The organism is Rhizobium sp. C104 (assembly GCF_022354505.1).
GTDB lineage: Bacteria > Pseudomonadota > Alphaproteobacteria > Rhizobiales > Rhizobiaceae > Rhizobium > Rhizobium redzepovicii.
In genome coordinates this window covers 126,554-152,972 of record NZ_CP092350.1, presented here as the reverse complement: position 1 = coordinate 152,972, position 26,419 = coordinate 126,554, and the positions used below count along the sequence as shown (strand labels likewise).

The following is a 26,419-nucleotide window of genomic DNA, read 5'->3' as shown; positions in this document are numbered from 1 at the left end:
GAGACAGCATGACAGAGACATTCGATCCGCGCGGGCTCGCGGCCCGGCTTCATAGCCTGCGCCAGGCCGGCAGGCAGGAGGAAACCGGCACTTTCACGCTGCCGGCCGATCTGCATCAGGCGATGGAGGCGCAGAATTTCCTGACTTCCGCCGACGACATCTCCAGCAATGCCTGGAAGGTGACGGTCTCGCCGCAGGGCCAGGCGGTCACCGCACCGCTGCATCCCTATGCCGAGGCCGCCTCGAGCGCCAGCATCCCCTGGTATCCGGGCATGAAATTCGAAACCGAGATCGCCGTGCGCCTTGGCAAGGATCTGCCGATCCGCACCGGCACTCCCTATAGCCGCGCCGACACGGTCGAGGCGATCTCCGCTGTCCATCTCGGCGCCGAGCTGCTGGTCAGCGCCGTCAAGGAAGGCGGCAGCGTCTCCTTTCTGCTGTTTACATCAGACCGCCTCGGCAACAGCGGCTACGTCCTCGGCCCGCAGCTCGACAAAAGCGCCGTCGATACCGCCGTCGGCACGCCGCTCAAGGTCACCCATGGCGGCCGCACGATCTATGACGGTCCGGCCCAGCATCCGAAGGGTGACGTTCTCACCTGGCTGGTCGATTACGCCAATGACGGTCTGCGCCCCGAGACATCGCTGAAGGCAGGCGCGCTGATCACCACAGGTACGTTGAGCGGCGCGATCGAACTGACCGAACCTGGCGAGATCGACATCCTGTTCGGGGACAGCAAACTGCACTTCTCCGTGTCGAAGGGTTAATGTCCGAAGCGTAAGTTGACAATTCCGGTTTAGTTTTGCAAGGAAAGGGAGAGTTCGCCCTCCCCGAACCCGTGCGACACCGAACCCGGAGCAGACCATGCCTTCGCCTTTCCTTGCCCTGTCGGGAATCGAATATGCCATCGGGCCGAAATCCATCCTGCGTGGCATCGACCTGACGCTCGAGCAGGGCCGTATCTACGGTCTGGTGGGGCCGAACGGCTCCGGCAAAAGCACGCTTTTGAAGATCATCGCCCGCCAGGTCGCGCCGAAATCCGGCGCCATCGCCTTCGGCGGCAAGCCGGCCGGTGATTGGGGCGCCCGCGAGTTTGCCCGGCATATCGCCTACATGCCGCAATTCACGCCGGCAACCGATGGGATGACCGTGCGGGAACTGATCGCGCTTGGCCGTTTTCCCTGGCACGGCACGCTCGGCCGCTTCACCGCCACCGATCGTAACAAGGTCGAGGACGCGATCGTCCGTACCGAGCTCGAGAATTTTGCCGACCGTCTCGTCGCCAACATGTCCGGCGGCGAGCGTCAGCGCGCCTGGATCGCCATGATGCTCGCCCAGGACGCCCGCTGCCTGCTGCTCGACGAGCCCACCTCCGCGCTCGACCTTGCCCATCAGGCAAGCGTCCTCTCATTGGTGCAGGAGCTCAGCCACGAACGCGGGCTGACCGTTATCATCGTGCTGCACGATATCAACCTCGCCGCACGCTATTGCGACGCGATCGTCGCGCTCAACCGCGGCCAGATCACCGCCGAAGGCACGCCTGGCGAGATCATGCAGGCTGACAAGCTGCACTCGATTTTCGGCGTCGGCATGGGCGTCTTTCCCCATCCGGTTCGAAACGAGCCGGTCAGCTATCTCCTGTAGGTTTCGTTTACGGCTTTTCCCGAAACATCTCGATGATGGCGGAGAAATCCCGTCCGCCGTTACCCTGCTTTTCGAAGAGCGCAAAAAGCTGGGCCGCTTCGGCACCCATCGGCGTTGACGCGCCGCTCGCCAGCGCTGCCTCCTGCGACAGTCTCAGATCCTTCAGCATCAGTGCCGCGGCAAAACCCGGCTTGTAGTCGTTGTTGGCCGGCGAGGTCGGCACCGGCCCGGGCACCGGGCAATAGGTATTGATCGACCAGCACTGGCCGGATGAAGTCGAGGCGACGTCGAACAGCGCTTGATGCGAGAGGCCGAGTTTTTCGGCGAGCACGAAGGCCTCGCATACGCCGACCATCGAGATGCCGAGGATCATGTTGTTGCAGATCTTTGCCGCCTGGCCGGCACCGGCCTCGCCGCAATGGACGATCTTCTTGCCCATCGCCTCGAGAATGGGTTTCGCCCTGGCGAAGGCCTCGTCCGAGCCGCCCGCCATGAAGGTCAGGGTGCCGGCGCTCGCCCCGCCGGTGCCGCCGGAGACGGGCGCGTCGAGCGACAGGCAGCTTGCGGCCTTGGCCATCTCATGCGCCTTGCGGCTGCTGTCGACGTCGATGGTGGAGCAATCGATGACAAGCGTGCCCTGCGCCGTGGCCTGCAGGATATCGGTCCAGGCCGTCAGCACGTGCCTGCCCTGCGGCAGCATCGTGATGACGATCTCCGCGTCCTTGACCGCCTGGCTGGCATGGCTTGCCGGCTTGACGCCGCCCGCCTCAGCCGCCTTCAGCACCGAGGCCGCGAGATCGAAGCCGAGGACCTCGTGACCCGATTTGACGAGATTGGCCGCCATCGGCCCGCCCATGTTGCCAAGCCCGATGAATGCGATCCTTGCCATGGTCTTCTCCTATCGATTGTCTTCGAGGATCATCGCCGCTGCCTTTTCGGCGATCATGATCGTCGGCGAATTGGTATTGCCCGAGGTGATCGACGGCATCACCGAGGCATCGGCGATCCTGAGCTTGCCGAGCGCCCGGAACCTCAGCCGCGGATCGACGACGCTGTCCCTGTCGGCGCCCATGCGGCAGGTGCCGACGGGATGGAAGATCGTCGTGCCGATATCGCCCGCCGCCCGCTCCAGATCGACTTCGGTCTGATAGGCGGGACCGGGCTTGAATTCCTCCGGCCGGAACCTCGCGAAGGAAGGCTGCGCGACGATCCTGCGCGTCAACCGTATCGAACGGACAGCTATGTCACGATCGCGCTGCGTCGAGAGGTACCTTGGGCTGATCGTCGGCTGCGCGGCAAAATCCGGGCTCGACAGGTGTACCGAGCCCCGGCTTTCCGGCCTCAGATTGCAGACGCTGGCCGTGATCGCCGGGAACGGATGGACGGGATCGCCGAACTTCTCCAGCGAGACCGGCTGTACGTGATATTGCAGGTCGGGCGTTTCCCGGTCCGGGCCCGAGCGGGTGAAGATGCCGAGCTGGCTCGGCGCCATCGCCATCGGCCCGGAGCGGCGGACGAGATATTCGAGCCCGATCGCCGCCTTGCCGATCAGCTTCGTCGCCTTCTCGTTCAGTGTCGGAACGCCGGTCACCTTATAGGCGAGCCGCAGTTGCAGATGGTCCTGCAGGTTCTCGCCAATGCCCTTCACCTCGGTGATGACATCGACGCCCGCCCGCTGGAGAACCTCGCCCCTGCCGATCCCTGAGAGCTCCAGAATATGCGGCGAACCGATCGACCCGGCCGAAAGGATGGTTTCCTTGCCCGCATAGGCACGTTTCGCCACGCCATCGTGCTGGAATTCGACACCGGCGACGGCCCCCTCCTCGACCAGCAGCCGCCGGACCTGCGCCTTGGTCAGAACGCTCAGGTTGGAGCGCTTGCGCGCCGGGCGCAGGAAGGCTTTGGAGGTGTTCCAGCGAATGCCGGAACGTTGGTTGACGTCGAAATAGCCGGAACCCTCGTTGCTGCCGCGGTTGAAATCCGCCGTCTCCGGAATGCCGGCTTCTCTCGCCGCCTGCTGAAAGGCATCGAGCACCGCCCAGCGCACCCGCGCTCTCTCGATGCGCCATTCGCCGCCGGCGCCGTGCATCTCGTCTTCGCCGCGATAAAAATCCTCGGACTTGCGGAAGAAGGGCAGGACATCGTCCCAGCCCCAGCCGCTGCAGCCCATCTGCAGCCAGAGATCGTAATCGCGCGCCTGGCCGCGCATATAGATCATGCCGTTGATCGACGAGCAGCCGCCGAGCACCTTGCCGCGGGGGTAGCTCAGCGCCCGGCCGTTCAATCCGGCTTCCGGCGCGGTGGTGAAACACCAGTCGGTGCGCGGATTGTTGATGCAATAGAGATAACCGACCGGGATGTGGATCCAATGGTAATTGTCGCTGCCCCCGGCTTCAAGCAGCAGCACCCGGCTCCGGCCATCGGCCGACAGCCGGTTGGCCAGCACGCAGCCGGCACTGCCCGCCCCGATGATGATATAGTCGTAACGATCCATGTGTGCCCTGCACGAACTCCAGATGCTTGCCGCTTCCCCTCCCCGCGGACGGGAAGAGGTCCGCCCGTTCAGCGGCGATAGACGAAGCCCAGCTTCCGCCCCAGCCGCGAAGCGTAGAATTCGCCGATGATGCCGCGGCGGAAGATCAGCACGCAGATCATGAAGACGATGCCGGTGATGATCGTCACCGGGAATTCCGAGGTGGCGAGGTAATTTTCCAGCGCCACCACCAGCCCGGCGCCGAAGAGCGGGCCGATCAGCGTGCCGATGCCGCCGAGCAGTGTCATCAGGATCACCTCGCCCGACATCTGCCAGGCGACGTCGGTCAGGGTCGCGAATTGGAAGACGATCGATTTCACCGCGCCCGCCAGCCCCGCAAGCGCTGCCGACATGACGAAGGCGCCGAGCTTGTAACGCGCCACGGAATAACCGAGCGAGATCGCCCGGTTTTCGTTCTCACGGATCGATTTGAGGATCATGCCGAAGGGCGAGTTGATGAAACGCCAGATGATCAGCACACCGACGATGAACACACCAAGCACGAAATAATACATGTTGGTGGAACTGTTCAGATCGATGAAGCCGAAGAGATGGCCGCGCGGCACCGACTGGATGCCGTCCTCGCCTTCGGTAAACTTCGCTTGCAGGCAGAAGAAGAAGAACATCTGCGACAGCGCCAGCGTGATCATCGCGAAGTAGATGCCTTGGCGGCGGATGGCGAAGAAGCCCATCACCAACCCGAGGAACGCCGCACCCGCCACGCCGATCAGGATTCCGAGTTCCGGCGGCAGGCCCCATGCCTTCACTGTATAGGCGGTGAAATAGGCCGCCCCGCCGAAGAAGGTGGCATGACCGAAGGACAGCAGGCCGGTATAGCCGAGCAGCAGGTTGAAGGCGCAGGCAAACAGCGCGAAGCACAGCAGCTTCATCAGGAAGATCGGATAGAAGAAGAACGGCGCCAGAAGCAGCAGCAGCAGCCCGATGGCGAGGAAGCCCGCCTGGACCGAAAGGGCGGTCCGGCTTCTTTCCGTTCGAATGGTGTCGGTGATGTCAGCCATGTCAAGCATCCCGGCCGAAGAGGCCCGCGGGCCTGATGAGAAGCACGATCGCCATGATGACGAAGATCACGATGTTTGAAGCCTCGGGATAGAAGACCTTGGTCAGGCCCTCGGCGATGCCGAGCACATAACCGGTGATGATCGCGCCCATGATCGATCCCATGCCGCCGACGACGACCACGGCGAAGACGACGATGATCATGTTCGAGCCCATCAGCGGCGAGACCTGGTAGATCGGCGCCGCCAGCACGCCGGCAAAGGCGGCAAGACCGGCGCCGAGCGCGTAGGTCAGCGTCAGCAGCACCGGCACGTTGACGCCGAAGACTTGCACCAGCACCGCGTTTTCGGTGGCGGCCCGGAGATAGGCACCGAGCTTGGTCTTCTCGATCAGCAGCCATGTGCCGAGGCAGACGACAAGCGAGACCACGACCACCCAGCCGCGATAGATCGGCAGGAACATGAAGCCGAGATTGGCCCCGCCGGCCAGTGCTGCCGGCGTCGCATAGGGCTGGCCGGAGGAGCCGTAGAGATAACGGAACGTGCCTTCGACCGCCAGCGCCAGCCCGAAGGTGAAGAGCAGGCCATAGAGAGGATCGAGATCGTAGAGCCGGCGCAGGAACAGCCGCTCGATGATCGCCCCGGCAAGGCCGACAATGACGGGCGCCAGGATCAGCGACGGCCAATAGCCGATGCCCGCATAGGTGAGCAGCAGATATGCGACGAAGGCGCCGAGCATATATTGCGCGCCATGGGCGAAATTGATCACCCTGAGCAGGCCGAAAATGATGGCGAGGCCAAGGCTGAGCAGCGCGTAGAACGAGCCGTTGATCAGGCCGATCAGCAGCTGGCCGAGCAGCGCCTGCAGGGGAATGCCGAAGATCATCGTCATCTGGTCACACTCCCAGAACCTTGTGCAGCGTATCCATGCGCTGCGGCAGTTCGCCGACCGGGAATTCCGACACCATCTGCCCATGATCCATCAGATAGAAGCGATCGGCAATACGGCTGGCGAAACGGAAATTCTGCTCGACGAGCAGGATCGTCATGCCGCGCCCTTTCAGCGTCTGCAGCACCTCGCCGATGCGCTGGACGATGACCGGGGCGAGCCCCTCCGTCGGTTCGTCGAGAATGAGCAGCCGGACGCCGGTGCGCAGGATCCGGGCGATCGCCAGCATCTGCTGCTCGCCGCCTGACAGTTTGGTGCCGGGGCTGCCGCGGCGTTCGTAGAGATTGGGGAAGAGCTCGTAGATCTCGTCGAGCGTCATGCCGCCTTTCGCCACGACAGGCGGCAGCAGCAGGTTTTCCGACACGGTGAGCGTCGAGAAGATGCCGCGCTCCTCCGGCACGAAGCCGATGCCGCGATGCGCCGTCTTGTGCAGCGGCACCTGCATCATGTCGCCGCCGCCAAAGCTGATCCTGCCCTTGCGGGCCCGCACGATGCCGGTGATGGTGCGCAGCGTCGTCGTCTTGCCGACGCCGTTGCGGCCGAGAATGGTGATCGTCTCGCCTTCGGCCACCCGCATGTCGACGCCGTGCAGGACATGGCTTTCGCCGTACCAGGCGTTCAATCCCTGAATTTCGAGGAGAGCGGCCATCAATGCTCCTCCGTGCCCATATAGGCCACGCGCACGCGCTCGTCCTGGCTGACAGTGGCATAATCGCCCTCGGCAAGGATCTCGCCGCGCTGCAGCACGGTGACATGCTGGCAGATATTGGCGACGACGGAGAGATTGTGCTCAACCATCAGCACCGCCCGGTCGCGGGCGACATCGCGGATGATCGCCGAGACGACGCCGACATCCTCAAGCCCCATGCCGGCCATCGGCTCGTCGAGCAGCAGCACCTTCGGATCGAGCGCCAGCGTCGTGGCGATCTCCAGCACCCGCTTGCGGCCGTAGGAAAGATCGGCGGCGATATGATCGCGCTCCTTGGAAAGCCCGACGCTGGCGAGCAGCTGCTCGGCGCGCTCGTTCAGCCGGTCGAGCGCCGAGAGCGGCCGCCAGAACTGGGTGGAAAGATTGTTCGGCCGTTGCAGCGCCACGCGCACATTGTCGAGAACGGAGAGATGCGGGAAGACCGCCGAGATCTGGAAGGAGCGCACCAGCCCCATGCGCGCCACCCTGTCGGGCGGCGTTCCGGTGATGTCGGTGCCCATCAGCGTGATCGTGCCCGATGTCGGCTGCAGGAACTTGGTCAGCAGGTTGAAGACCGTCGTCTTGCCGGCGCCGTTCGGGCCGATCAGCGCATGCACGCTGGCATCATGCACGTCGAGATCGACGTTCTTGACGGCGGTGAAGCCGCCGAAATCGCGGCGCAGGCCGCGGGCGGATAAGACCACCCGCGGTTTTTCCTTAGTTTCAATCGCGGAAACCGCCATTGCGCTCACTTCACCAGATCGCAGCCGCTCTTGGCGGGGTCGATATAGGCTTCCTTGCCAGGAATGGTGGCGAGAACGTTGAAGTAGTCCCACGGCTCCTTGCTGTCGGCCGGCTTCTTGACCTGCAGCAGGTACATGTCGTGGATCATGCGGCCGTTGGCGCCGACCGTGCCGCCGCGACCGAAGACGTCATCGACAGGCATTTCATGCAGCTGTTTGGCGACGGCTTCCGTCTCGTCGGTGCCGGCCTTCTGCACCGCCTTCAGATATTGCGTCACCGCCGAATAGGTGCCGGTGTGGATCATATTCGGCATCTTGCCGGTGCGGGCGAAGAATTTCTTGGCGAAGGCCCGGCTTTCGTCGTCGCGATTCCAGTAAAAACCTTCGGTGAGCGTCAACCCCTGCGCCGCTTCGAGGCCGAGGCCATGGACTTCGGCGAGCGTGAAGAGCAGCGCCGCCAGATGCTGGCCGCCCTGTGTGATGCCGAATTCGGCCGCCTGCTTGATGGCGTTCGAGGTATCGAGGCCGGCATTGGCAAGGCCGATCACCTTGGCGCCTGAGGATTGCGCCTGCAGCAGGAAGGACGAGAAATCCTGAGTCGACAGCGGATGGCGGACGGCGCCGACGACCGTGCCGCCGCTCGCCTTGACATAGTCGGTGGTCTGCTGCTCCAGCGAATAGCCGAAAGCATAGTCGGCGGTCAGGAAGAACCAGCTGTCGCCGCCCTGCTTGACCAGTGCACCGCCAGTGCCGACGGCGAGCGCATGGGTGTCGTAGGCCCAATGGAAGCCGTAGGGCGAGCAGGCCTTGCCGGTCAGATCGGTCGTCGCCGCACCGGTGACGATGTCGATCTTTTTCTTTTCCTTGGCGATCGCCTGCACGGCGAGCGCCACCGACGAGGTCGTCAGTTCCATGATCGCATCCACCTGCTCGGTGTCATACCACTGGCGGGCGATGTTGGAGGCAATATCAGGCTTGTTCTGGTGGTCTGCATCGACGATCTCGACCGGCACACCAAGTACCTTGCCGCCGAAATCCTCGACCGCCATCTTGGCGGCTTCGACGGAAGACTTGCCGCCAAAATCGGCATAGACGCCCGACTGGTCGTTCAGGATGCCGATCTTGACCTTGCCGTCGGTCGCGCTCTGCGCGAGCACCGCGGTGCTGCTCGCCAGCAGAAATGCAACTGATGCAACGAGATTCTTACGCATATTCTCTCCTCCCAGAGATGAGCCAGATTGCGGTTCTGTTCAGATTTGGCCAGCCGCACTCCTCAGAACGACGGACCCTCTCCCTACGATCACGGAAATTCCGCGTTGAAGCAACGGGTGGTTTACAACTAATTCCAAACAGTATCTGTTCGTTTTTGAACAGATGGGGATCGCGATGAACAATCCGCCGCAGTTTACTTGGGACGATCTTCAGTTTTTTCTAGCCGTCGCCCGCACCGGACAGCTGTCGACGGCGGCCCGCCAGCTGCGCTCCAGCCATGCGACCGTCTCGCGGCGCATCGACCGGCTGGAATTCACCCTCAAGGTCAAGCTTTTCGAGCGCAATCCGCGCGGTTATGTGCTGACCGCCATGGGCACGCGTTTCGTCGAAACGGCCGAGAAAATGGAGCAGGAGACCGAGCGGCTGCGCGCCGACCTCGCCGATGGCTCGATGGCACAGCGCGGCCTCGTGCGCTTCAGCGCGCCCGAGGGTTTTGCCAATTTCTTCTTTGCGACCGTTCTGCACCGCTTTGCCGCCCAGCATCCGCATCTCTCGCTCGAATTGGTGACGATTCAGCAGATCATGTCGCTGTCGCGCAAGGAGGCCGATCTTTCCGTCGTGCTCGACGAGCCGAAGGGTGGGCCTTATTTTGCCGAGAAGCTGACCGATTATCACCTGCAGATCTATGGCTCGCGCGACTATCTGGCGAAAGCGCCTGCCATCACCTGCCGCGAGGACCTGCTTGAGCATCCCTTCGTCAGCTATATCGAGGAAATGATTTTCGCGCCGGGCCTGGATTATCTCAGCGATGTGCATCCGCGCATCAAGCCGCAATTCCAGAGTTCCAGCATCTTCGCCCAGCTCACCGCCACCCGAAACGGCCTCGGCCTCTGCATCCTGCCCTATTTTTTCGCCAGCCGTTATCCCGAGCTCGTGCGCGTGCTGCCCGAGGAGGTCGACCTCAAGCGCCATTACTGGATCACCTGCCACCGCGACCTGAAACAGGCGCCGCGGGTGCGCGCCGTCATCGACTTTCTGCGCGAGGCGGTGCGCGGCGAGGATGCTCGCTTCGTGCCACCCTATGTCACTCCCGCCGGCCCGGCGCGTCGCTCGGAAGCCGAAAGCTGACTATTTGAGAAATTCAGCCCGGTGCGGCGTGAAGCTATCGATCAGTCGGCCCTTTTCCAGCGCCTTGACGCCGTGGACGAGATTGGGGGGCACGATGAAGCTGCCGCCCTGCTTGAGCACCTCGGTCCGGCCGTCGATCGTTACCTCGAAGCTGCCCTCGGCGACATAACTTGCCTGGATGTGCGGATGCGAATGGGCCGCACCGACGGCACCGCTCTCGAAGGCGACTTCAACCATCATCATCTCCGGAAGACAGGTCATGATGCGCCTGGTAACGCCGGGCTCGGGATTGACCCATTCGGCGCCTTCAGCCGATACGAACAGATCGCTTGACGACATTTCCGTCTCCTCGTTCCAGAATCGATCGCCGGCAAAGTGGAGCATGCCGGCGCTTTTGAAAAGATGGCGCGCCCTGTCTTTTCGATGAGGCGGCCTTCTGTTGACGCGGTCGGCTGGCGGGTTTATGCGACCTTGAGCGAGGCAAGCCTGAGTCGAGGGTGAGGAGGCGCCGACATGCAGCATACGCGCGAGGTTTTCGACTGGGCCGACCCGTTCCGCTTGGTGGAGCAACTGACCGACGAGGAGCGCATGGTGCAGAATACGGCCCATGCCTATGCGCAGGAAAAGCTCGCGCCCCGCGTTCTCGACGCCTTCCGCAATGAAAAGACCGACCCTGAAATCTTCCGCGAAATGGGCGAACTCGGCCTGCTCGGCCCGACGATCTCGCCGGATTACGGCGGCGCCGGCCTCGGTTACACCGCCTACGGCCTGATCGCCCGCGAGGTCGAGCGGGTTGACAGCGGCTATCGTTCGATGATGAGCGTGCAGTCCTCGCTGGTCATGGTGCCGATCGACACCTTCGGCTCTGAGGCGCAGAAGCTGAAATACCTGCCGAAACTCGCCACCGGCGAATGGATCGGCTGTTTCGGCCTGACCGAACCCGATCACGGCTCCGATCCCGGCTCGATGGCGACACGCGCGAAAAAGGTCGACGGCGGCTACAGCCTCACCGGCTCGAAGACCTGGATCTCGAACGCGCCGATCGCCGATGTTTTCGTCGTCTGGGCCAAGACCGAGGACGGGTTTATCCGCGGTTTCATCCTCGAAAAGGGCTGGAAGGGGCTTTCGGCGCCTGCCATCCATGGCAAGGTCGGCTTGCGCGCCTCGATCACCGGCGAAGTGGTGATGGACGGGGTCTTCGTGCCCGAGGAAAATCTTCTGCCCGGCGTGACCGGCCTGAAAGGACCGTTCACCTGCCTCAACTCGGCCCGCTTCGGCATCGCCTGGGGCGCGCTTGGTGCTGCCGAGGATTGTTACGCCAGGGCGCGGCAATATACGCTGGAGCGCAAGCAGTTCGGCCGGCCGCTCGCCGCCAACCAGTTGATCCAGAAGAAGCTCGCCGACATGGCGGCGGAGATCTCGCTCGGACTGCAGGGCTGTCTGCGGCTCGGCCGCATGAAAGAGGAAGGACATCCGCCGGTGGAACTGACCTCGATCCTCAAGCGCAACAGCTGCGGCAAGGCGCTGGAGATTGCGCGCGCGGCCCGCGATATGCTCGGCGGCAACGGCATCTCCGACGAATTCGGCATCGCCCGTCATCTCGTCAACCTCGAAGTAGTCAACACCTATGAGGGCACCCACGACATCCACGCGCTGATCATCGGTCGAGCGATCACCGGCATCGCCGCCTTTGCGAACTAACTCGCTTGCAGGGCAAGGCGAATTGCCACGCGCCTGACAATGTGCAACCTTCCCTCTCGCGGCACAAAGCCGGCAATGAGGGGATCGCATGTTTCTGCTTCTTGCATTGCTGATTGGTGTCATTTCAGGCCTTCGCACCATGACGGCGCCGGCCGCCGTCGCCTGGGGCGCAGCACTCGGCTGGTTCGACCTGTCGCAGACGCCGCTTGCCTTCATGGGCTATCGCTGGACGCCGTGGATCTTCACGATCCTCGCGGTCACCGAGCTGGTCGCCGACCAGCTGCCGTCGACGCCGTCGCGCAAGGTGCCAATGCAGTTCGGTGCCCGCATCGTCTCAGGCGCGCTGTCGGGTGCTGCAATCGGGGCCGCCAGCGGCCTGCTCTTCGGCGGGCTGATAGCCGGCGTGATCGGCGCCGTCATGGGCACCTATGGCGGCGCTGCCGCCCGCAGCCGGCTTGCCGCCTCCTTCGGCAAGGACCTGCCGGCCGCCCTTATCGAGGATGCCGTCGCCGTCATCGGCGCGGTGCTGATCGTGGGAGCCGTCGCATGACAAATTTCGACGCTATCGTTATCGGCGCCGGCCAGGCCGGCCCGTCGCTTGCCGCCCGCATGGTGGAAAAGGGCATGAAGGTGGCGCTGATCGAGCGCAAATTCCTCGGTGGCACCTGCGTCAATGCCGGCTGCATGCCGACCAAGACGCTGGTCGCCAGCGCCCGCGCCGCCCATGTCGCCAGAAGCGGCGCCGCGTACGGCGTCAAGATTCCCGGCGAGATCGCCATCGATATGAAGGTGGTCAGAGCCCGCGCCGAAACCGTGACGATGAATGCCCGCAACGGCCTCATCGGCTGGCTCACCGGGATGGACGGCATGAGCGTGATCTACGGCCATGCCCGTTTCGAAGGCCCGAAGACCGTCCGCGTCAACGGCGAGACGCTGACTGCGCCGCGCATCTTCCTCAATGTCGGCGCGCGGCCTGTTATCCCCGAGCTGCCGGGTATCCATGATATCGACTACCTCACCAGCACCTCGATCATCCAGCTCGACACGCTGCCGCGGCATCTGGCGGTGATCGGCGGCAGTTATATCGGGCTGGAATTTGCGCAGATGTATCGCCGCTTCGGCGCCGAAGTCAGCGTCATCGAGCATGGCCCTAAGCTCGCATCGCGCGAGGACGAGGATATATCGGATGCGATCGCCGACATCCTGCGTGCCGAAGGCATCGGCGTGCACACCGATGCCGGCAACATTGCCTTTGCCGGAAACGGCAGCGGGGTAAGCGTCACCGCCGGCTCGGCGACAATCGATGCGAGCCATCTGCTGATCGCCACCGGCCGCACGCCGAACACCGACGATCTCGGCCTCGATGCCGCCGGCGTCGCCACCGATAAACGCGGCTTCATCACCGTCGACGACGGGCTCGCCACCAATGTCGAGGGCATCTGGGCGCTCGGCGACTGCAACGGCCACGGCGCCTTCACCCACACCTCCTACAATGATTTCGAGATCGCCGCCGCCAATCTCCTCGACGGCGAGGACCGCAAGGTCTCAAGCCGCATTCCGGCCTATGCGCTCTACATCGACCCGCCGCTCGGCCGCGTCGGCATGACGGAGAAACAGGCGCGGGAGTCGGGCGCAAGATCATGGTCTCGACCCGGCCGATGAGCCGCGTCGGCCGCGCCACCGAGCGCGGCGAGACCAGGGGCTTCATGAAGGTGATTGCCGATGCCGAGACCAAGCAGATCCTCGGCGCTGCGATCTTGGGCATCGAGGGCGACGAGGTGATCCATGGGCTTATCGACGCGATGAATGCGGGCACCACCTATCCCGCCTTGCAATGGGCGGTGCCGATCCATCCGACGGTGTCGGAGCTGATCCCGACGCTGCTTGGCGATCTGAAGCCGGTTCAGCCGTGACCTGACCTCGGGAAGAGCTGGAGGCGAACCCGCGTGTCCATCGAACTGCTGATCGAGAATTACGGCCTGCTGGCAATCTTTCTGGGCGCTGCCTTCGAAGGCGAAACGGCCGCCTTTCTCGGCGGCGTGGTCGCTCATCGCGGGTTGCTTCCCTATTGGTCGGCGTCGCTCGCAGCCATGGCCGGATCCTTCGCCGGCGATCAGTTCTGGTTCTTTGCCGGCCGTTACGCGGCCCGATGGAGCCTCGTCCGCCGGCTGATGGAAAAGCCAGCGCTCGCCCGCGTTACCCAACTTCTGGAAAAATATCCGACCGGCTTCATCCTTGCGTTTCGTTTCCTCGTCGGATTGCGCACGATCAGCCCTGTCGTCATCGGGACGACGCGGATATCGACCGGAAAATTCGTCGTCCTGAATGCCATCGCCGCTTTGATCTGGGGGCAGCTTTTCACCGCGCTTGGCTATTTGTTCGGGCACGGCATCGAGCAGATATTGGGCCACCTTTCCCTTCACCGCCATCTGCTGATTGCTATCGGAGCCGCGGCTGTCGCCGCCGCCGCGGCCCTTGCCTTTCGCAGGATGAGACCAAGCGCCAGGCACTCGTAGCGACGCTTAGAGCCTTTATTCCATGACGATCTGCAGCTTGACGTCGCTCGGCCTTGCCTCGACGGCGCGATCGAAGGCCTTGATCGAATCTGCGAATGTGAAGGTCTCTGATATCAGCGGCTTCAGATCGACGCGGCCCGATGCCAGGAGCGCGATCGAGCGCTCATACTGGTGCGCGTAGCGGAACACCGTCTCGATACGGATCTCCTTGGTCGATGCCGTAGAAACATCGAAGCCGATAGGGTTGACCGGCAGACCGACGGCGACGATGACGCCGCCCGGGCGCGGCAACGCCATGATCGTCTCCCAGGCCTTCGGCGAGCCGGAGCATTCGAAAACGACGTCGGCACCCCAACCGTCGGTCAGCCGCACGACCTCTTCGCTCAGGTTCTTATCGCGGATATTGACCGGAATGACGCCCTGATATTGCGCGGCGATATCGAGCTTCGGCTGGGCGAGATCGGCGACGATCGCCCGGGCGCAACCGCCGGCCAAGGCGGCGATTGCTACCATCGTGCCGATCGGGCCGGCGCCGAGGACGACGGCGGTATCCCCAGGCGTAATCTTCGCTTTGGCTGCCGCCTGCATGCCGACCGCGAAGGGCTCGACCATGGCGCCTTCGGCGAAGCTGACATTGTCCGGCAGCTTGAAGGTATAATTGGCGGGATGCACGACCTCAGGCGTCAGCACGCCGTGGACCGGCGGCGTCGCCCAGAAGGTCACGGCCGGGTCGATATTATACATACCGAGCCGGCTTGCCTTGGAATTCGGATCTGGAATGCCGGGTTCCATGCAGACGCGGTCGCCGACTTTCAGATGCGTCACCCCGGCCCCGACCTCGACCACCGTGCCCGCCGCCTCATGGCCGAGCACCATCGGCGCGTCGACGATGAAGGGGCCGATCTTTCCATGGGTATAATAGTGAACGTCCGAACCGCAGACGCCGACGGTATGAATCTTGATCTTGACCTGCCCCGGCCCTGTTTCGAGCGGCAGATCAATATCGCGAAGCGCAAGCTCATGCTGGCGCTCCAGTACCAGCGCACGGACTTTGGTCATGATCGGTTTCCTTCCCTTGTGCCCGCGGTTCGTCGCGTGCCGTTGAAGCGACTATAAGACTTTAAGGGGCGGCAATTCAATCGAAGAGATCAAGCTTTTGCTCAACATGCGATGAAATGCCCATTTCCTATAATCCGAAAGATTTGTCTTCCAAGACCTCTGTATGATTCCAGCCTTGACCGTCGAGGAGTACATTCTTCATTCGAGCATCCCGGCCACGAGGACAGGCAGAGAGATGAAGAAAAATCACGATAATGCCGGCGGAAATCGATCCAACGGCCCGACGATATCAAGGTCATTGCGGCAGTTCTGGCAACGGCTTGTGGACCTGATCGCCGCACTGCCGAAAGACCGCCAACCGCGGCCGGTACGTATTGTTGTAAAGACAAGGGATCGAAATCATCGCTTGCAGCGTTATTAGCCATGCGCCGGCATGGCGTCGCGGAAGCATGACGGCTCCGGCCCATGCGGATCGGCAAGATAAGGAAGACCATCATGAAGTCGATCGTGTCATTCTGTCTGTTCGCATCCCTTCTCTTCACCGCAGGTGAAGCGTCTGCGGCCCTGGAGCAAGCGTCGCTCCCGCCGCAGCAGGAAGAACGGCTGGTGCCGGCCAATCTCGAGCTCACCTTCAGCGGCCCGGTCGATCTTGCCCGCTCGACTGCCGTCCTGCTGAATGCACAGGGAACGGCGCTTCCCACCGGCAAGCCGTTTCTCTCCGGCCCTGAGGGATCGATCTTCAAGGTTCCGCTCGATCCTGCCATGGCACCCGGCGATTATACCGTCGACTGGCGCGTCCTCTCGATGGACGGCCGCAGTGCCGAAGGCCAATACCGGTTCCGGGTCGATCCTTAGCTCGCTGCCTGAAAGCCATTTATAAGATTTTTATATTGACGGCCCTCCGGCCGTCTCGAACCTTTATGGCCTCCGGCTCCATATTGAAACCCGAGAGATCGACCGATCATCTCCACGCCAGAAAGCATGAAAGGCGGCCTTCCCCAGGGAATGGCGCCCTTTGTCTTGTCTGACTCCAACAAGAACAACAGGAGTCACGATCATGATGGATATCATTCTGCTTGGCACCGCGATCCTATTCTTCGCGCTGTGCTTTGCCTACACACGAGCCTGCGACAGGCTTTGACCGGAGAAACGACGATGACCCTCGATTATATCTTGAGCGGTGCCGTGACCGTGTTTCTTACCGTCTACCTCACCTACGCTCTGCTTCGCCCAGAACGCTTTTGAAGAGAATCGGCGCTTCCGGGGTCGCGCATACGTGACCGAGAAGCCGCCGGGTATTGAAAGTTGACCTCCATGACCCTCAACGGATGGCTTCAGATCCTGCTTTATTGCGGGATCGTGCTTACGCTCGTCAAACCGCTCGGCGGCTACATGACGCGTGTCTTCAGCGGCGAGCGCACCTTCCTGTCGCCCGTCCTCGTTCCGATCGAACGGGGACTTTACCGCGCGGCCGGCACCAGCGAAGGCGAGGAGCAGCATTGGACCTCCTATGCCTTCGCCATGCTGCTCTTCAATCTTCTCGGCGTCATCGCGCTTTATGCGCTGCAGCGCTTCCAAGCCGGGCTTCCCTATAATCCGGCCGGCATGGCGACCGTCCCGCCGGAGCTTGCCTTCAACACCGCCGTCAGCTTCGTCACCAATACGAATTGGCAGAACTACGGCGGCGAAAGCACCATGTCCTATCTCACCCAGATGGCCGGCTTCACCGTCCAGAACTTCGTGTCGGCCGCGACCGGCATTGCGATCGCACTCGCCTTCATCCGCGCCTTCTCGCGTGCTTCGGGCAAGGCGATCGGCAATTTCTGGGTCGATATGACGAGGGCGACTCTCTACGTGCTGCTGCCGATCTGCATCGTGCTGACGCTCGTCTATGTCTATCTTGGCGTGCCGCAGACACTCGGAGCCTATGTCAATGCGACGACGCTCGAAGGCGCGCAGCAGACGATCGCCGTCGGCCCCGTCGCCTCGCAGCTTGCGATCAAGATGCTCGGCACCAATGGCGGCGGCTTCTTCAACGCCAATTCCGCTCATCCGTTCGAAAACCCCGATGCGATCTCCAACCTCATCCAGATGGTCTCGATCTTCGCGATCGGTGCGGCGCTGACCAATGTCTTCGGCCGTATGGTCGGCAATCAGCGCCAGGGCTGGGCAATCCTCGCCACGATGGGCGTGCTGTTCCTCGCCGGCGTCGTTGTCACCTATTGGGCGGAAGCGGCCGGCAACCCGCTGATGCACGCCTTCGGTCTTGGCGGTGGCAACATGGAGGGCAAGGAAGTCCGCTTCGGCGTCGCCCTCTCCTCGCTCTTTGCCGTCATCACTACCGCCGCCTCCTGCGGCGCGGTCAACGCCATGCACGGGTCGTTCACCGCGCTTGGCGGCCTCATTCCGCTGATCAACATGCAACTCGGCGAGATCATCGTCGGCGGGGTCGGTGCGGGCTTCTACGGCATCCTGCTGTTCATCATCGTCGCCGTCTTCGTCGCCGGCCTGATGGTCGGCCGCACGCCGGAATATCTCGGCAAGAAGATCGAGGCGAAGGAAATGAAGATGGCTGTCCTCGCCATCCTCTGCCTGCCGCTCGTCATGCTGGTTTTCACCGCGATCGCCACGGTGCTGCCCTCCGCCGTCGCCTCGATCGGCACCGCCGGCCCGCACGGCTTCTCCGAAATCCTCTATGCCTATACCTCGGCTGCGGCCAATAACGGCTCGGCTTTCGGCGGACTGACGGGCAACACGCCCTGGTACAACGTGACGCTCGGCATCGGCATGCTCGCCGGCCGCTTCCTGGTCATCATCCCGGCGCTTGCCATCGCCGGTTCGCTGATCGGCAAGAAGACGGTCCCGGCCTCGGCAGGCACCTTCCCGACGGACGGCCCGCTCTTCGTCGGTCTGCTCGTCGGCACCATCCTGATCGTCGGCGGCCTGACCTTCTTCCCGGCCTTAGCACTCGGCCCCATCGTCGAGCACCTGGTCATGATCGCCGGGCAAACCTTCTGAGGCGATGCCATGACCCTGCGTCACAGGTTTCGTCCACCATCCTCGTTTCAAAGCTGGAGTCTCTTATGAGCCAGGCAAAATCCGCGAGTATCGTCGATAGTCGCATCCTCATTCCGGCCGTGGGCGCCGCCTTCAAGAAGCTCGACCCGCGCGCACTTGCCAGAAATCCGGTCATGTTCGTCGTGGCCACGGTCTCGGTGCTGACCACCGTGCTTTTCCTGCGCGACCTCGCAGCCGGCAACGGCAATCTCGGCTTCTCCTTCCAGATCAATCTCTGGCTATGGTTTACCGTGCTCTTTGCCAATTTCGCCGAAGCCGTCGCCGAAGGCCGCGGCAAGGCGCAGGCGGATTCGCTGCGCAAGGCCCGCACCGAAACCCAAGCCAAGCTGCTCGCCACCAACAATGGCAGCGACTACCGCATGGTGCCGGGCACCAGTCTCAAGGTCGGCGACGTCGTGCTGGTCGAGGCCGGCGATATCATACCTTCGGACGGCGAGGTCATCGAAGGGGTGGCCTCCGTCAACGAGGCGGCAATTACCGGCGAATCCGCCCCGGTCATCCGCGAATCCGGCGGCGACCGCTCGGCGGTCACCGGCGGCACCCAGGTGCTGTCCGACTGGATCCGCGTCCGCATCACCGCAGCCGCCGGCTCGACCTTCATAGACCGGATGATCGCGCTGGTCGAAGGTGCGGAGCGCCAGAAGACGCCGAACGAGATCGCGCTTAACATATTGCTGGCCGGCATGACGCTGATCTTCGTGCTCGCCACCGCGACGATCCCGAGCTTTGCCATCTATGCCGGCGGCTCGATCCCGATCATCGTTCTCGTCGCCCTCTTCGTCACCCTGATCCCGACGACGATCGGTGCGCTGCTGTCGGCGATCGGCATTGCCGGCATGGACCGTCTCGTCCGCTTCAACGTGCTCGCCATGTCCGGCCGCGCCGTCGAAGCTGCCGGTGACGTCGACACGCTGCTGCTCGACAAAACCGGCACGATCACGCTCGGCAACCGCCAGGCGACGAGCTTCCGCCCGGTTCGCGGCGTTTCCGAACAGGATCTCGCCGACGCCGCCCAGCTTGCCTCGCTGGCCGACGAAACGCCTGAAGGACGCTCCATCGTCGTGCTCGCCAAAGAGCAATATGCGATCCGCGGCCGTGACATGGCGAGCCTCAAGGCCACCTTCGTGCCCTTCACCGCCCAGAAGTCGCATGAGCGGCGTCGACCTCGAGGGCGCTTCGATCCGCAAGGGGGCAGTCGACGCCGTGCTGACCTATGTCAACGGCGACGCCCCTTCGAAGAACGGCAGCGAGGTCGTGCGCGAACTGCAGTTGCTCGCCGACGAGGTCGCCAAATCGGGCGGCACGCCGCTCGCCGTTGCCCGCGACGGCCGGCTGCTCGGCGTCATCCAGCTGAAGGATATCGTCAAGGGCGGCATCCGGGAGCGCTTCACGGAGCTGCGCCGCATGGGCATCCGCACCGTGATGATCACAGGCGACAATCCACTGACGGCCGCGGCCATCGCTGCCGAAGCCGGCGTCGACGATTTCCTCGCCCAGGCGACGCCGGAGATGAAGCTGGCGCTGATGCGCGAGGAGCAGGCCAAGGGCAAGCTCGTCGCCATGTGCGGCGACGGCACCAACGATGCGCCGGCGCTTGCCCAGGCCGATGTCGGCGTCGCCATGAACACCGGCACGGTCGCCGCTCGCGAGGCCGGCAACATGGTCGACCTCGATAGCGACCCGACGAAGCTTATCGAGATCGTCGAGATCGGCAAGCAGCTCCTGATGACGCGCGGCGCGCTGACGACCTTTTCGATCGCCAACGACATCGCCAAATATTTCGCCATCATCCCGGCGATGTTCCTGACCTTTTACCCTCAACTCGGCGTGCTCAACATCATGGGGCTTTCGACGCCGCAAAGCGCCATCCTCTCGGCAATCATCTTCAACGCGCTTGTTATCGTCGCGCTGATCCCGTTGTCGCTGAAGGGCGTGCGCTACCGTCCGATCGGCGCCGGCGCGCTTCTGTCGCGCAACCTTCTGATCTACGGCCTCGGCGGCATCATCGTCCCCTTCATCGGCATCAAAGCGATCGACCTGGCCGTCGCAGCCCTCGGCCTCGCTTAAAGGAGCAGGAACAATGTTGAAAGAACTTCGCCCGGCCGTCGTCATGATCGTCGCCACCACCGCGATCACCGGCCTTCTCTACCCCCTCGCCATGACCGGGGCGGCCCAGGCCCTCTTTCCCGCCCAGGCAAACGGCAGCCTGGTCGAGAAGAACGGCCAGGTGATCGGCTCGACACTGATCGGCCAGGCCTTCACCTCAGACAAGTATTTCCACGGCCGTCCCTCGGCTGCCGGCGACGGCTATAATGCCGCCGCCTCCAGCGGCTCGAACCTCGGCCCGACCAGCCAGAAACTGATCGATCGCGTCAAGGGCGACTACGAGGCCTACAAGGCGACGAACCCCAATGCCGAGGTGCCCGCCGACCTCGTCACCGCATCGGGCAGCGGCCTCGATCCCGACATTTCGCCCGACGCCGCCTACTTCCAGGTGGCCCGCGTGGCCAAGGCGCGTGGCGTGGATGAGGCCAAGGTAAAGACGCTGGTCGACGGCGCCGTTCACGACCGCGAACTCGGCCTTCTCGGCGAACCCACCGTCAATGTTCTGGCGTTGAACCAGAGCCTTGATGCTTCTATGACTGAGTGAGTTTCGTTGGCTGGGTGCCGCCTTCTCTTCCCTCATCCCTGTGCTTGTCACAGGGATCCAGCAGCGTCGCGTCTGCGACGCGGGATACTTCCTTTCACGCGAAGGACTTCGCGTGGCTGGATTCCTGTGACGAGCACGGGAATGAGGGAGCAGTAGGCGTAGCGCCCGTCCTCAAGCACAGGCATTGGCAGAAAGACCACACGCATGCCAGACGACAACCGCGACCAGGCCGGCAGGCCATCGCCCGATGCGCTGCTCGAAAAAGCCCGGGCGGAAACGCGCGGCCGTCTGAAGATCTTCTTAGGCGCCGCCCCTGGCGTCGGCAAGACCTATGAGATGCTCCTCTCCGGCCGCGCCAAGATCGCCGATGGCTTCGATGTCGTCATCGGCGTCGTCGAGACCCACGGCCGCAAGGAGACCGAGGCGTTGCTCGCCGGCTTCGAGATCATCCCCCGCGTCGAAATCGACTATAAGGGAAGGCTGCTCGAGGAGATGGATCTCGACGGCATCCTCGCCCGCAGGCCAGATCTCGTGCTGGTCGACGAACTCGCCCATACCAATGCCGAGGGCAGCCGCCATCCGAAGCGCTACCTCGACGTCAAGGAGCTGCTCGACCGCGGCATCGACGTCTATTCAACGCTGAACATCCAACATGTCGAGAGCCTGAACGACGTCGTCTCGCAGATCACCCGCATCCGGGTGCGGGAGACGGTGCCGGACTCGATCATCGACCTTGCCGACGACGTCGAGATCATCGACCTGACACCGGACGACCTCATCAAGCGCCTGCATGACGGCAAGGTCTACATGCCGCGCACCGCCGAGCGGGCGCTGACCAACTATTTCACGCCCGGCAATCTGACGGCGCTGAGGGAGCTTGCGCTGCGCAAGACCGCCCAGCGTGTCGACGATCAGCTGCTCACCCATATGCAGGCCCACGCCATATCAGGCCCCTGGGCGGCGGGCGAACGCGTCCTCGTCTCGGTCGATCATCACCCGCGGTCGGCCTCGCTGGTGCGTTACGCCTCTCGCATGGCCTCGCGGCTGCGGGCGCCCTGGGCGGCCGTCTATGTCGAGACCAACCGCTCGATCAACCTCAGCGAAGCCGAGCGCGATACGATCGCCTCGACGCTGCGGCTTGCCGAGCAGCTCGGCGGCGAGGCCATCACCATCCCCGGCCGTGAGGTGGCCGACGAACTCGTCCGCCACGCCAGCGCCAACAATGTCACCCATATCGTCATCGGCGCGCCGAAGAAGCCGACCTGGCGCGACTGGTGGGGCCGCTCGATCACCGACGAGCTGATCCGCAAGGCCGGCGAGATCAGCGTCCACGTCATCTCTGGCACCGAGAAGGACGGGACCACCGCGCGCGGCGTCAAGGCGGCCGCCACCGCGCCGCAGCTGGATTTGCGGGCTTATCTGCTGGCAACCGTCTATGTCGCGATCGCGCTCGGCGTCAGCATCGTGCTCGACCAGGTCCTCGACGTGCGCAACCTCGCCCTGGTCTTCCTGATGGCGGTGCTGACCTCGGCCGTGCTGCATGGGCTGCGGCCCGCGCTTTACAGCTGCATCCTCAGCGCGCTGTCCTTCAACTTTTTCTTCCTGCCGCCACGCTACACGCTGACGATCAGCGATCCGGAAAGCGTGCTTGCCCTGTTCTTCTTTTTGGGCGTCGCCATCATCGCCAGCAATCTGACCGCGAGCGTGCAGCGTCAGGCCGCCGCCGCTCGGCAGCGGGCGCGAACGACCGAGGATCTCTATCTCTTCTCGAAGAAGCTCGCCGGCACCGGCACGCTCGACGACGTGCTCTGGGCAACCGCCTTCCAGCTCGCCTCGATGCTGAAGGTCCGCGTCGTGCTGCTCTTGCCTGAGGAGGGTAGCATCGCCGTCAAGGCCGGATATCCGCCCGACGACACGCTCGACGATGCCGATATCGCCGCCGCCCGCTGGGCCTGGGAGCACAATCACGCCGCCGGCCGCGGCGCCGACACGTTGCCCGGCGCCAAGCGCCTTTACGTGCCGCTGAGAACCGGCCGCACCGCCGTCGGCGTCATCGGCCTCGACAGCGACCGACGCGACGGGCCGCTGCTGACGCCCGAGCAGCAGCGGCTGCTCGACGCGCTGGCCGACCAGGCGGCGCTTGCCATCGAACGCGTCCAGCTCGTCGCCGATGTCGACCGGGCGAGGCTCGCGGCCGAAGCCGACCGGCTGCGTTCGGCGCTGCTCACGTCGATCTCGCATGACCTGAAGACCCCGCTTGCCGCCATCCTCGGCGCCGCCGGCACGCTGCGCGATTATTTCACCTCGATGCCGGAGGAAGATCGCAGCGACCTGCTTTCCACCGTCGTCGACGAATCCGAGCGGCTCAACCGTTTCATCGCCAATCTGCTCGACATGACCAAGATCGAATCCGGCGCGATGGAGCCGAACGGCGCGCTGCATTATGCCGGCGATATCGTCGGCAGCGCACTGCGTCGCGCCGCAAAGATGCTCGAACGGCACAGAACCGAGACGAGCATTCCAGCCGACCTGCCGATGGTGCGCGTCGATCCGGTGCTGTTCGAGCAGGTGATCTTCAACCTGCTCGACAATGCCGCGAAATACGCGCCCGAAGGATCGGTGATCCATATCGGCGGCTGGGCCGATGCCGACAATGTCGTTGTGAAGGTCTCCGACGAAGGCCCGGGCATCCCGCCGGCCGATCTTACCCGTGTCTTCGACACCTTCTACCGGGTGCGCAAGGGCGATCAGGTGCGCGCCGGCACCGGGCTTGGCCTTTCCATCTGCCGCGGCTTCATCGAGGCGATGGGCGGCACGATCGCGGCCGGCAACCGGACGGGTCGCCCCGGCGCCGTCTTTACCATCCGCCTGCCGAAGCCCAACGACATTCCGAAACTGGATGAACTCAAATGACCGGTTCAGCCGTCAAAATCCTCGTCGTCGACGACGAGCCGCCGATCCGCAAACTGCTCCGCGTCGGCCTGAACGCCCAAGGTTACGAGGTGCAGGAAGCGGCAAATGCCGCCAGCGCCCGTCAGTCGGTCGCCGACAGCCTGCCCGATCTTATCGTGCTCGACCTCGGCCTGCCCGACATATCTGGCCACGACCTCTTAAAGGCGTGGCGCGATGATGGGCTATCCGTGCCCATCGTCATCCTCTCCAGCCGCACCGACGAGGCCGGCATCGTCACGGCGCTGGAAAGCGGCGCCGACGATTACGTGACCAAGCCTTTCGGCGTCAACGAACTCGGCGCCCGCATCCGCGTAGCGCTGCGCCACCGCCTGCAGCAGCAAGGGGAAAAGGCAATCTTCCAGACGGGCGGGCTGTCGATCGACCTCGTCAAGCGCATCGTCAAGGTCGACGGCCAGGACATAAAACTGTCGCCAAAGGAATACGACATCCTGCGGGTGCTCGCCCAGCACGCCGGCAAGGTGCTGACCCACCAGTTTCTCTTAAAGCAGGTATGGGGGCCGGCGGCGGATGTGCAATATCTGCGCGTCTACATCAGGCAGCTGCGGCAAAAAGTCGAACAGATTCCCGACCAGCCGCACTATATCACCACCGAGACCGGCGTCGGCTACCGGCTCAGGGAACCGGACTGACCGCCCTTGCCTCCCGCTGCCCGAACAGTATTGAGAATGACATGAACCTTCCCAACATCATCCGGCCGGAACACACCTTCATCGGCGTGCCGGCGCCGACCAAATGGCGCGCGCTGCAGGGGATAGCGGAGAAGGCCGGCAAGGCTTTCTCGGTCGACGGCCAGACCATCCTGAAAGCGCTTGAAGCGCGCGAGAAGCTCGGCTCCACAGGGATCGGCAACGGTATCGCCATTCCGCATGCGGCGATCGACGGCATGACGAGCCCGCGCGGCCTGCTCCTCCGCTTCGCCCAGCCGCTGGATTTCGAGGCGATCGACGATATCCCGACCGATATCGCGGTCGTGCTGCTTTTCGGGGAGAACAATCGCGGCGAATATCTGAACGTCTTGTCCGCCATCGCCCGGCGGCTGCAATCGGACGGCGTGCTCGCCGCCATGCGCAAGGCAAGGACGGTCGACGAATTTTATTCCGATTTCATCGCCAACTCCAGGGTATGAAAAAGGCGCGGCCCAAGGGTCGCGCCTCCTCGTCTGCAATCAGGCAATCTTAGAAATCGCGCTGGAAGCGCAGGAAGCCGAACACTTCGTCGTCGCCTTCGTCCTCATCGTGATATTGCACGCTGAGCTTCGTACGGAGATCGTCGACGATGCGATAGTCGATCGTGACGCCAGTCGTGTAGGCGCTGCCGCCTGTGAAGCCATTGCCGTCAGCTTCGAGAGCGATGTTTTCGAAGTACTGGAAGCCGGGGGTAACCGACCACTTATCGTTGATCTTCAAGGCGTATTCTGCTGCGATCGTCCATTCGGACTCTTCGTAGTAGTAGTTGGCGCCGCTTGCCCAAACGCCGGCAATGCCGAGCGTGCCCGGGCCGATGTCGGCATAGACGATACCGCGGACGGCGACTTCGCTGGTGTCGGTGTCATAACCGGCAAGCAGGTAAGCGCTGACGGCGCCGGCCTTGTAGGAAACCTGGCCTGCGACACCGAAGTTGTTCGGGCCTTCGCCCGGCTTGGTGGCATAGTCTTCTTCCAGCTCGTCGACCGAGAGACCGGCAGCGAAAGCGCCGTTCTCGTACTGATAGCGGATCGAGTTGTGGGTGGTCTCGTTGCTGGCGAGCGTATCGGTCTCGCCGCTCATGTCGTCATCCCACCAGCTGTAGAGCTTACCGACGCGGAAACCGGCGATGTCGATATAGCCTTCATCCAGCAGAGCTTCCTGATCGGAGGCATTGTCGGCATTGTAACGCAGCGTGATGACGCCGGTCAGCGTGCCGTACTCGGTGTCGTTCTTGGCCTGGAAGGTGACCTGACCGCGAGTCCAGAAGTTTACGTCGGAATCGCCGGAGATTTGGTCGCCGAAGCGCACTTCGGTACGGATGTAGCCGCCGACCGAAAGGCATGTTTCCGTCCCCGGAATATAAAAATAGCCGGTTCCGTAGGCGTCGCAAACGCGAACATATTCCACGGGCTCGGGTTCCGCCGCCACGATGGCGTCGGCTGCGCGGGCTCCGGAGGCCGCGGCAAGGGCGGCAACGGAGGCAAAAAGGATAGTTCTGATATTCATTTTGAATGGCCCTAACAGGTTTGGAATGCGAGGCACATTTCAAGGGATGCCCCCGCGTAGCGGCCGGAAAAAACGGACGCACGGTGGCCATATAGGAATCCGCAAGTGTCATCGCGGCAAAATCTGGGCAAAAATCAGCGCCACCATGGCGCTTTCGTGGAGGAACTGTGGCCAAAAAAGCACGGTCGCTCGAGTGACGGCGGGCGGCATAAATTGGCCGCGGCCAACTTCGGCACGTCCATTTCAAAATCACCCCTCAAATGGAATGACATTCTACCAGCAGGGCCCGTGCCGGAAGAACCTTCGTTTCATTATACGACTGACTTGATAGAGTTAA

23 protein-coding genes and 2 pseudogenes are annotated in these 26,419 nt (G+C 63.2%); 15 read left to right on the top strand and 10 right to left on the bottom strand.

All coding sequences use genetic code 11. The annotated features are described in order from the left end of the window. Positions 1 to 8: 8 nt before the first annotated feature. Together MF410_RS25170 and MF410_RS25165 are read left to right on the top strand one after the other, a co-directional pair. On the top strand, positions 9 to 767 hold the full coding sequence (locus tag MF410_RS25170; protein ID WP_183778069.1) for a fumarylacetoacetate hydrolase family protein: 759 nt from the start codon (positions 9 to 11) through the stop codon (positions 765 to 767). A gap of 97 nt (positions 768 to 864) precedes the next feature. After that, complete coding sequence (locus MF410_RS25165) at positions 865 to 1,644, top strand: ATP-binding cassette domain-containing protein (RefSeq protein WP_183778061.1); 780 nt, start codon at positions 865 to 867, stop codon at positions 1,642 to 1,644. 7 nt (positions 1,645 to 1,651) lie between these two features. On the opposite strand, the gene mmsB is transcribed toward MF410_RS25165, so the two are convergent. The 7 genes from mmsB to MF410_RS25130 all read right to left on the bottom strand — a co-directional run bounded on the left by mmsB (position 1,652) and on the right by MF410_RS25130 (position 8,784). Further along, entirely contained in the window at positions 1,652 to 2,533 is an 882-nt protein-coding gene (mmsB, locus tag MF410_RS25160; protein ID WP_183778059.1) for a 3-hydroxyisobutyrate dehydrogenase, read from the bottom strand. A gap of 9 nt (positions 2,534 to 2,542) precedes the next feature. After that, positions 2,543 to 4,138 (bottom strand): GMC family oxidoreductase N-terminal domain-containing protein, encoded by a 1,596-nt coding sequence (locus MF410_RS25155; protein ID WP_183778057.1) that lies wholly within the window; start codon positions 4,136 to 4,138, stop codon positions 2,543 to 2,545. Between the two features lie 68 nt (positions 4,139 to 4,206). Continuing rightward, the gene (locus MF410_RS25150; protein WP_131710857.1) at positions 4,207 to 5,196 is read right to left on the bottom strand and encodes a branched-chain amino acid ABC transporter permease; all 990 of its coding nucleotides are present in this window, start codon (positions 5,194 to 5,196) and stop codon (positions 4,207 to 4,209) included. Between the two features lies 1 nt (position 5,197). Further along, positions 5,198 to 6,085, bottom strand: coding sequence for a branched-chain amino acid ABC transporter permease (locus MF410_RS25145; RefSeq protein WP_003553893.1), 888 nt, complete (start codon positions 6,083 to 6,085; stop codon positions 5,198 to 5,200). 4 nt (positions 6,086 to 6,089) lie between these two features. Continuing rightward, positions 6,090 to 6,791 carry an ABC transporter ATP-binding protein gene (locus MF410_RS25140; protein ID WP_222148570.1) on the bottom strand — a complete coding sequence of 234 codons (702 nt, stop codon included), beginning with the start codon at positions 6,789 to 6,791 and terminating at the stop codon, positions 6,090 to 6,092. Further along, entirely contained in the window at positions 6,791 to 7,573 is a 783-nt protein-coding gene (locus MF410_RS25135) for an ABC transporter ATP-binding protein (RefSeq protein WP_097628949.1), read from the bottom strand. Before MF410_RS25135 ends, MF410_RS25140 begins: the two co-directional genes overlap by 1 nt. Positions 7,574 to 7,578: 5 nt before the next feature. Then, entirely contained in the window at positions 7,579 to 8,784 is a 1,206-nt protein-coding gene (locus tag MF410_RS25130; RefSeq protein WP_097628948.1) for an ABC transporter substrate-binding protein, read from the bottom strand. 175 nt (positions 8,785 to 8,959) lie between these two features. Between MF410_RS25130 and MF410_RS25125 the strand changes: the two genes are divergently transcribed. Next, positions 8,960 to 9,913, top strand: coding sequence for a LysR family transcriptional regulator (locus MF410_RS25125; protein WP_183778053.1), 954 nt, complete (start codon positions 8,960 to 8,962; stop codon positions 9,911 to 9,913). On the opposite strand, the gene MF410_RS25120 is transcribed toward MF410_RS25125, so the two are convergent. Further along, entirely contained in the window at positions 9,914 to 10,252 is a 339-nt protein-coding gene (locus MF410_RS25120; RefSeq protein WP_097629064.1) for a cupin domain-containing protein, read from the bottom strand. It lies immediately after the preceding gene. Between the two features lie 174 nt (positions 10,253 to 10,426). Here MF410_RS25120 and MF410_RS25115 point away from each other — a divergent pair, with 174 nt between their 5' ends. The 4 genes and pseudogenes from MF410_RS25115 to MF410_RS25100 all read left to right on the top strand — a co-directional run bounded on the left by MF410_RS25115 (position 10,427) and on the right by MF410_RS25100 (position 14,130). Further along, entirely contained in the window at positions 10,427 to 11,614 is a 1,188-nt protein-coding gene (locus tag MF410_RS25115; protein ID WP_183778051.1) for an acyl-CoA dehydrogenase, read from the top strand. Positions 11,615 to 11,702: 88 nt separating this feature from the next. Then, entirely contained in the window at positions 11,703 to 12,164 is a 462-nt protein-coding gene (locus MF410_RS25110; protein ID WP_183778048.1) for a DUF4126 family protein, read from the top strand. Beyond that, positions 12,161 to 13,527, top strand: a pseudogene (locus MF410_RS25105) (FAD-containing oxidoreductase). Before MF410_RS25110 ends, MF410_RS25105 begins: the two are co-directional and overlap by 4 nt. A gap of 33 nt (positions 13,528 to 13,560) precedes the next feature. Beyond that, complete coding sequence (locus MF410_RS25100) at positions 13,561 to 14,130, top strand: DedA family protein (protein ID WP_183778044.1); 570 nt, start codon at positions 13,561 to 13,563, stop codon at positions 14,128 to 14,130. Between the two features lie 15 nt (positions 14,131 to 14,145). Here MF410_RS25100 and MF410_RS25095 read toward each other — a convergent pair whose 3' ends face one another. Next, a complete protein-coding gene (locus MF410_RS25095; RefSeq protein ID WP_183778042.1) occupies positions 14,146 to 15,189 on the bottom strand; it encodes an NAD(P)-dependent alcohol dehydrogenase in 1,044 nt (347 codons plus the stop codon). 495 nt (positions 15,190 to 15,684) lie between these two features. Between MF410_RS25095 and MF410_RS25090 the strand changes: the two genes are divergently transcribed. The 8 genes and pseudogenes from MF410_RS25090 (at position 15,685) to MF410_RS25055 (ending at position 25,016) form a co-directional block, all read left to right on the top strand. After that, positions 15,685 to 16,044, top strand: coding sequence for a copper resistance CopC family protein (locus MF410_RS25090; protein ID WP_183778039.1), 360 nt, complete (start codon positions 15,685 to 15,687; stop codon positions 16,042 to 16,044). Between the two features lie 300 nt (positions 16,045 to 16,344). Then, the gene (locus MF410_RS25085; protein WP_003594574.1) at positions 16,345 to 16,434 is read left to right on the top strand and encodes a K(+)-transporting ATPase subunit F; all 90 of its coding nucleotides are present in this window, start codon (positions 16,345 to 16,347) and stop codon (positions 16,432 to 16,434) included. Between the two features lie 69 nt (positions 16,435 to 16,503). Continuing rightward, on the top strand, positions 16,504 to 18,207 hold the full coding sequence (kdpA, locus tag MF410_RS25080; RefSeq protein ID WP_183778037.1) for a potassium-transporting ATPase subunit KdpA: 1,704 nt from the start codon (positions 16,504 to 16,506) through the stop codon (positions 18,205 to 18,207). A gap of 65 nt (positions 18,208 to 18,272) precedes the next feature. Beyond that, a pseudogene (gene kdpB, locus MF410_RS25075) lies at positions 18,273 to 20,334 on the top strand (potassium-transporting ATPase subunit KdpB). A gap of 13 nt (positions 20,335 to 20,347) precedes the next feature. Continuing rightward, the gene (gene kdpC / locus MF410_RS25070) at positions 20,348 to 20,917 is read left to right on the top strand and encodes a potassium-transporting ATPase subunit KdpC (protein WP_183778033.1); all 570 of its coding nucleotides are present in this window, start codon (positions 20,348 to 20,350) and stop codon (positions 20,915 to 20,917) included. Positions 20,918 to 21,121: 204 nt separating this feature from the next. Beyond that, positions 21,122 to 23,830: a sensor histidine kinase KdpD gene (locus tag MF410_RS25065; RefSeq protein WP_239620601.1), complete on the top strand. Its 2,709-nt coding sequence runs from the start codon at positions 21,122 to 21,124 to the stop codon at positions 23,828 to 23,830. Further along, positions 23,827 to 24,519 carry a response regulator transcription factor gene (locus MF410_RS25060; RefSeq protein WP_183778029.1) on the top strand — a complete coding sequence of 231 codons (693 nt, stop codon included), beginning with the start codon at positions 23,827 to 23,829 and terminating at the stop codon, positions 24,517 to 24,519. The genes MF410_RS25065 and MF410_RS25060 overlap by 4 nt, the downstream gene beginning before the upstream one ends. A gap of 41 nt (positions 24,520 to 24,560) precedes the next feature. Then, on the top strand, positions 24,561 to 25,016 hold the full coding sequence (locus tag MF410_RS25055; RefSeq protein WP_239620600.1) for a PTS sugar transporter subunit IIA: 456 nt from the start codon (positions 24,561 to 24,563) through the stop codon (positions 25,014 to 25,016). A 49-nt stretch (positions 25,017 to 25,065) separates the two neighbouring features. Here MF410_RS25055 and MF410_RS25050 read toward each other — a convergent pair whose 3' ends face one another. Continuing rightward, positions 25,066 to 26,082: a porin gene (locus MF410_RS25050; protein WP_183778025.1), complete on the bottom strand. Its 1,017-nt coding sequence runs from the start codon at positions 26,080 to 26,082 to the stop codon at positions 25,066 to 25,068. Positions 26,083 to 26,419 lie beyond the last annotated feature (337 nt).

Bases quoted from the DNA above. Each gene is read 5' to 3' on its own strand.
- MF410_RS25170 (WP_183778069.1), top strand. From the start codon at position 9: ATGACAGAGACATTCGATCCGCGCGGGCTCGCGGCCCGGCTTCATAGC.
- MF410_RS25165 (WP_183778061.1), top strand. From the start codon at position 865: ATGCCTTCGCCTTTCCTTGCCCTGTCGGGAATCGAATATGCCATCGGG.
- mmsB (WP_183778059.1), bottom strand. From the start codon at position 2,533: ATGGCAAGGATCGCATTCATCGGGCTTGGCAACATGGGCGGGCCGATG.
- MF410_RS25155 (WP_183778057.1), bottom strand. From the start codon at position 4,138: ATGGATCGTTACGACTATATCATCATCGGGGCGGGCAGTGCCGGCTGC.
- MF410_RS25150 (WP_131710857.1), bottom strand. From the start codon at position 5,196: ATGGCTGACATCACCGACACCATTCGAACGGAAAGAAGCCGGACCGCC.
- MF410_RS25145 (WP_003553893.1), bottom strand. From the start codon at position 6,085: ATGACGATGATCTTCGGCATTCCCCTGCAGGCGCTGCTCGGCCAGCTG.
- MF410_RS25140 (WP_222148570.1), bottom strand. From the start codon at position 6,791: ATGGCCGCTCTCCTCGAAATTCAGGGATTGAACGCCTGGTACGGCGAA.
- MF410_RS25135 (WP_097628949.1), bottom strand. From the start codon at position 7,573: ATGGCGGTTTCCGCGATTGAAACTAAGGAAAAACCGCGGGTGGTCTTA.
- MF410_RS25130 (WP_097628948.1), bottom strand. From the start codon at position 8,784: ATGCGTAAGAATCTCGTTGCATCAGTTGCATTTCTGCTGGCGAGCAGC.
- MF410_RS25125 (WP_183778053.1), top strand. From the start codon at position 8,960: ATGAACAATCCGCCGCAGTTTACTTGGGACGATCTTCAGTTTTTTCTA.
- MF410_RS25120 (WP_097629064.1), bottom strand. From the start codon at position 10,252: ATGTCGTCAAGCGATCTGTTCGTATCGGCTGAAGGCGCCGAATGGGTC.
- MF410_RS25115 (WP_183778051.1), top strand. From the start codon at position 10,427: ATGCAGCATACGCGCGAGGTTTTCGACTGGGCCGACCCGTTCCGCTTG.
- MF410_RS25110 (WP_183778048.1), top strand. From the start codon at position 11,703: ATGTTTCTGCTTCTTGCATTGCTGATTGGTGTCATTTCAGGCCTTCGC.
- MF410_RS25095 (WP_183778042.1), bottom strand. From the start codon at position 15,189: ATGACCAAAGTCCGTGCGCTGGTACTGGAGCGCCAGCATGAGCTTGCG.
- MF410_RS25090 (WP_183778039.1), top strand. From the start codon at position 15,685: ATGAAGTCGATCGTGTCATTCTGTCTGTTCGCATCCCTTCTCTTCACC.
- MF410_RS25085 (WP_003594574.1), top strand. From the start codon at position 16,345: ATGACCCTCGATTATATCTTGAGCGGTGCCGTGACCGTGTTTCTTACC.
- kdpA (WP_183778037.1), top strand. From the start codon at position 16,504: ATGACCCTCAACGGATGGCTTCAGATCCTGCTTTATTGCGGGATCGTG.
- kdpC (WP_183778033.1), top strand. From the start codon at position 20,348: ATGTTGAAAGAACTTCGCCCGGCCGTCGTCATGATCGTCGCCACCACC.
- MF410_RS25065 (WP_239620601.1), top strand. From the start codon at position 21,122: ATGCCAGACGACAACCGCGACCAGGCCGGCAGGCCATCGCCCGATGCG.
- MF410_RS25060 (WP_183778029.1), top strand. From the start codon at position 23,827: ATGACCGGTTCAGCCGTCAAAATCCTCGTCGTCGACGACGAGCCGCCG.
- MF410_RS25055 (WP_239620600.1), top strand. From the start codon at position 24,561: ATGAACCTTCCCAACATCATCCGGCCGGAACACACCTTCATCGGCGTG.
- MF410_RS25050 (WP_183778025.1), bottom strand. From the start codon at position 26,082: ATGAATATCAGAACTATCCTTTTTGCCTCCGTTGCCGCCCTTGCCGCG.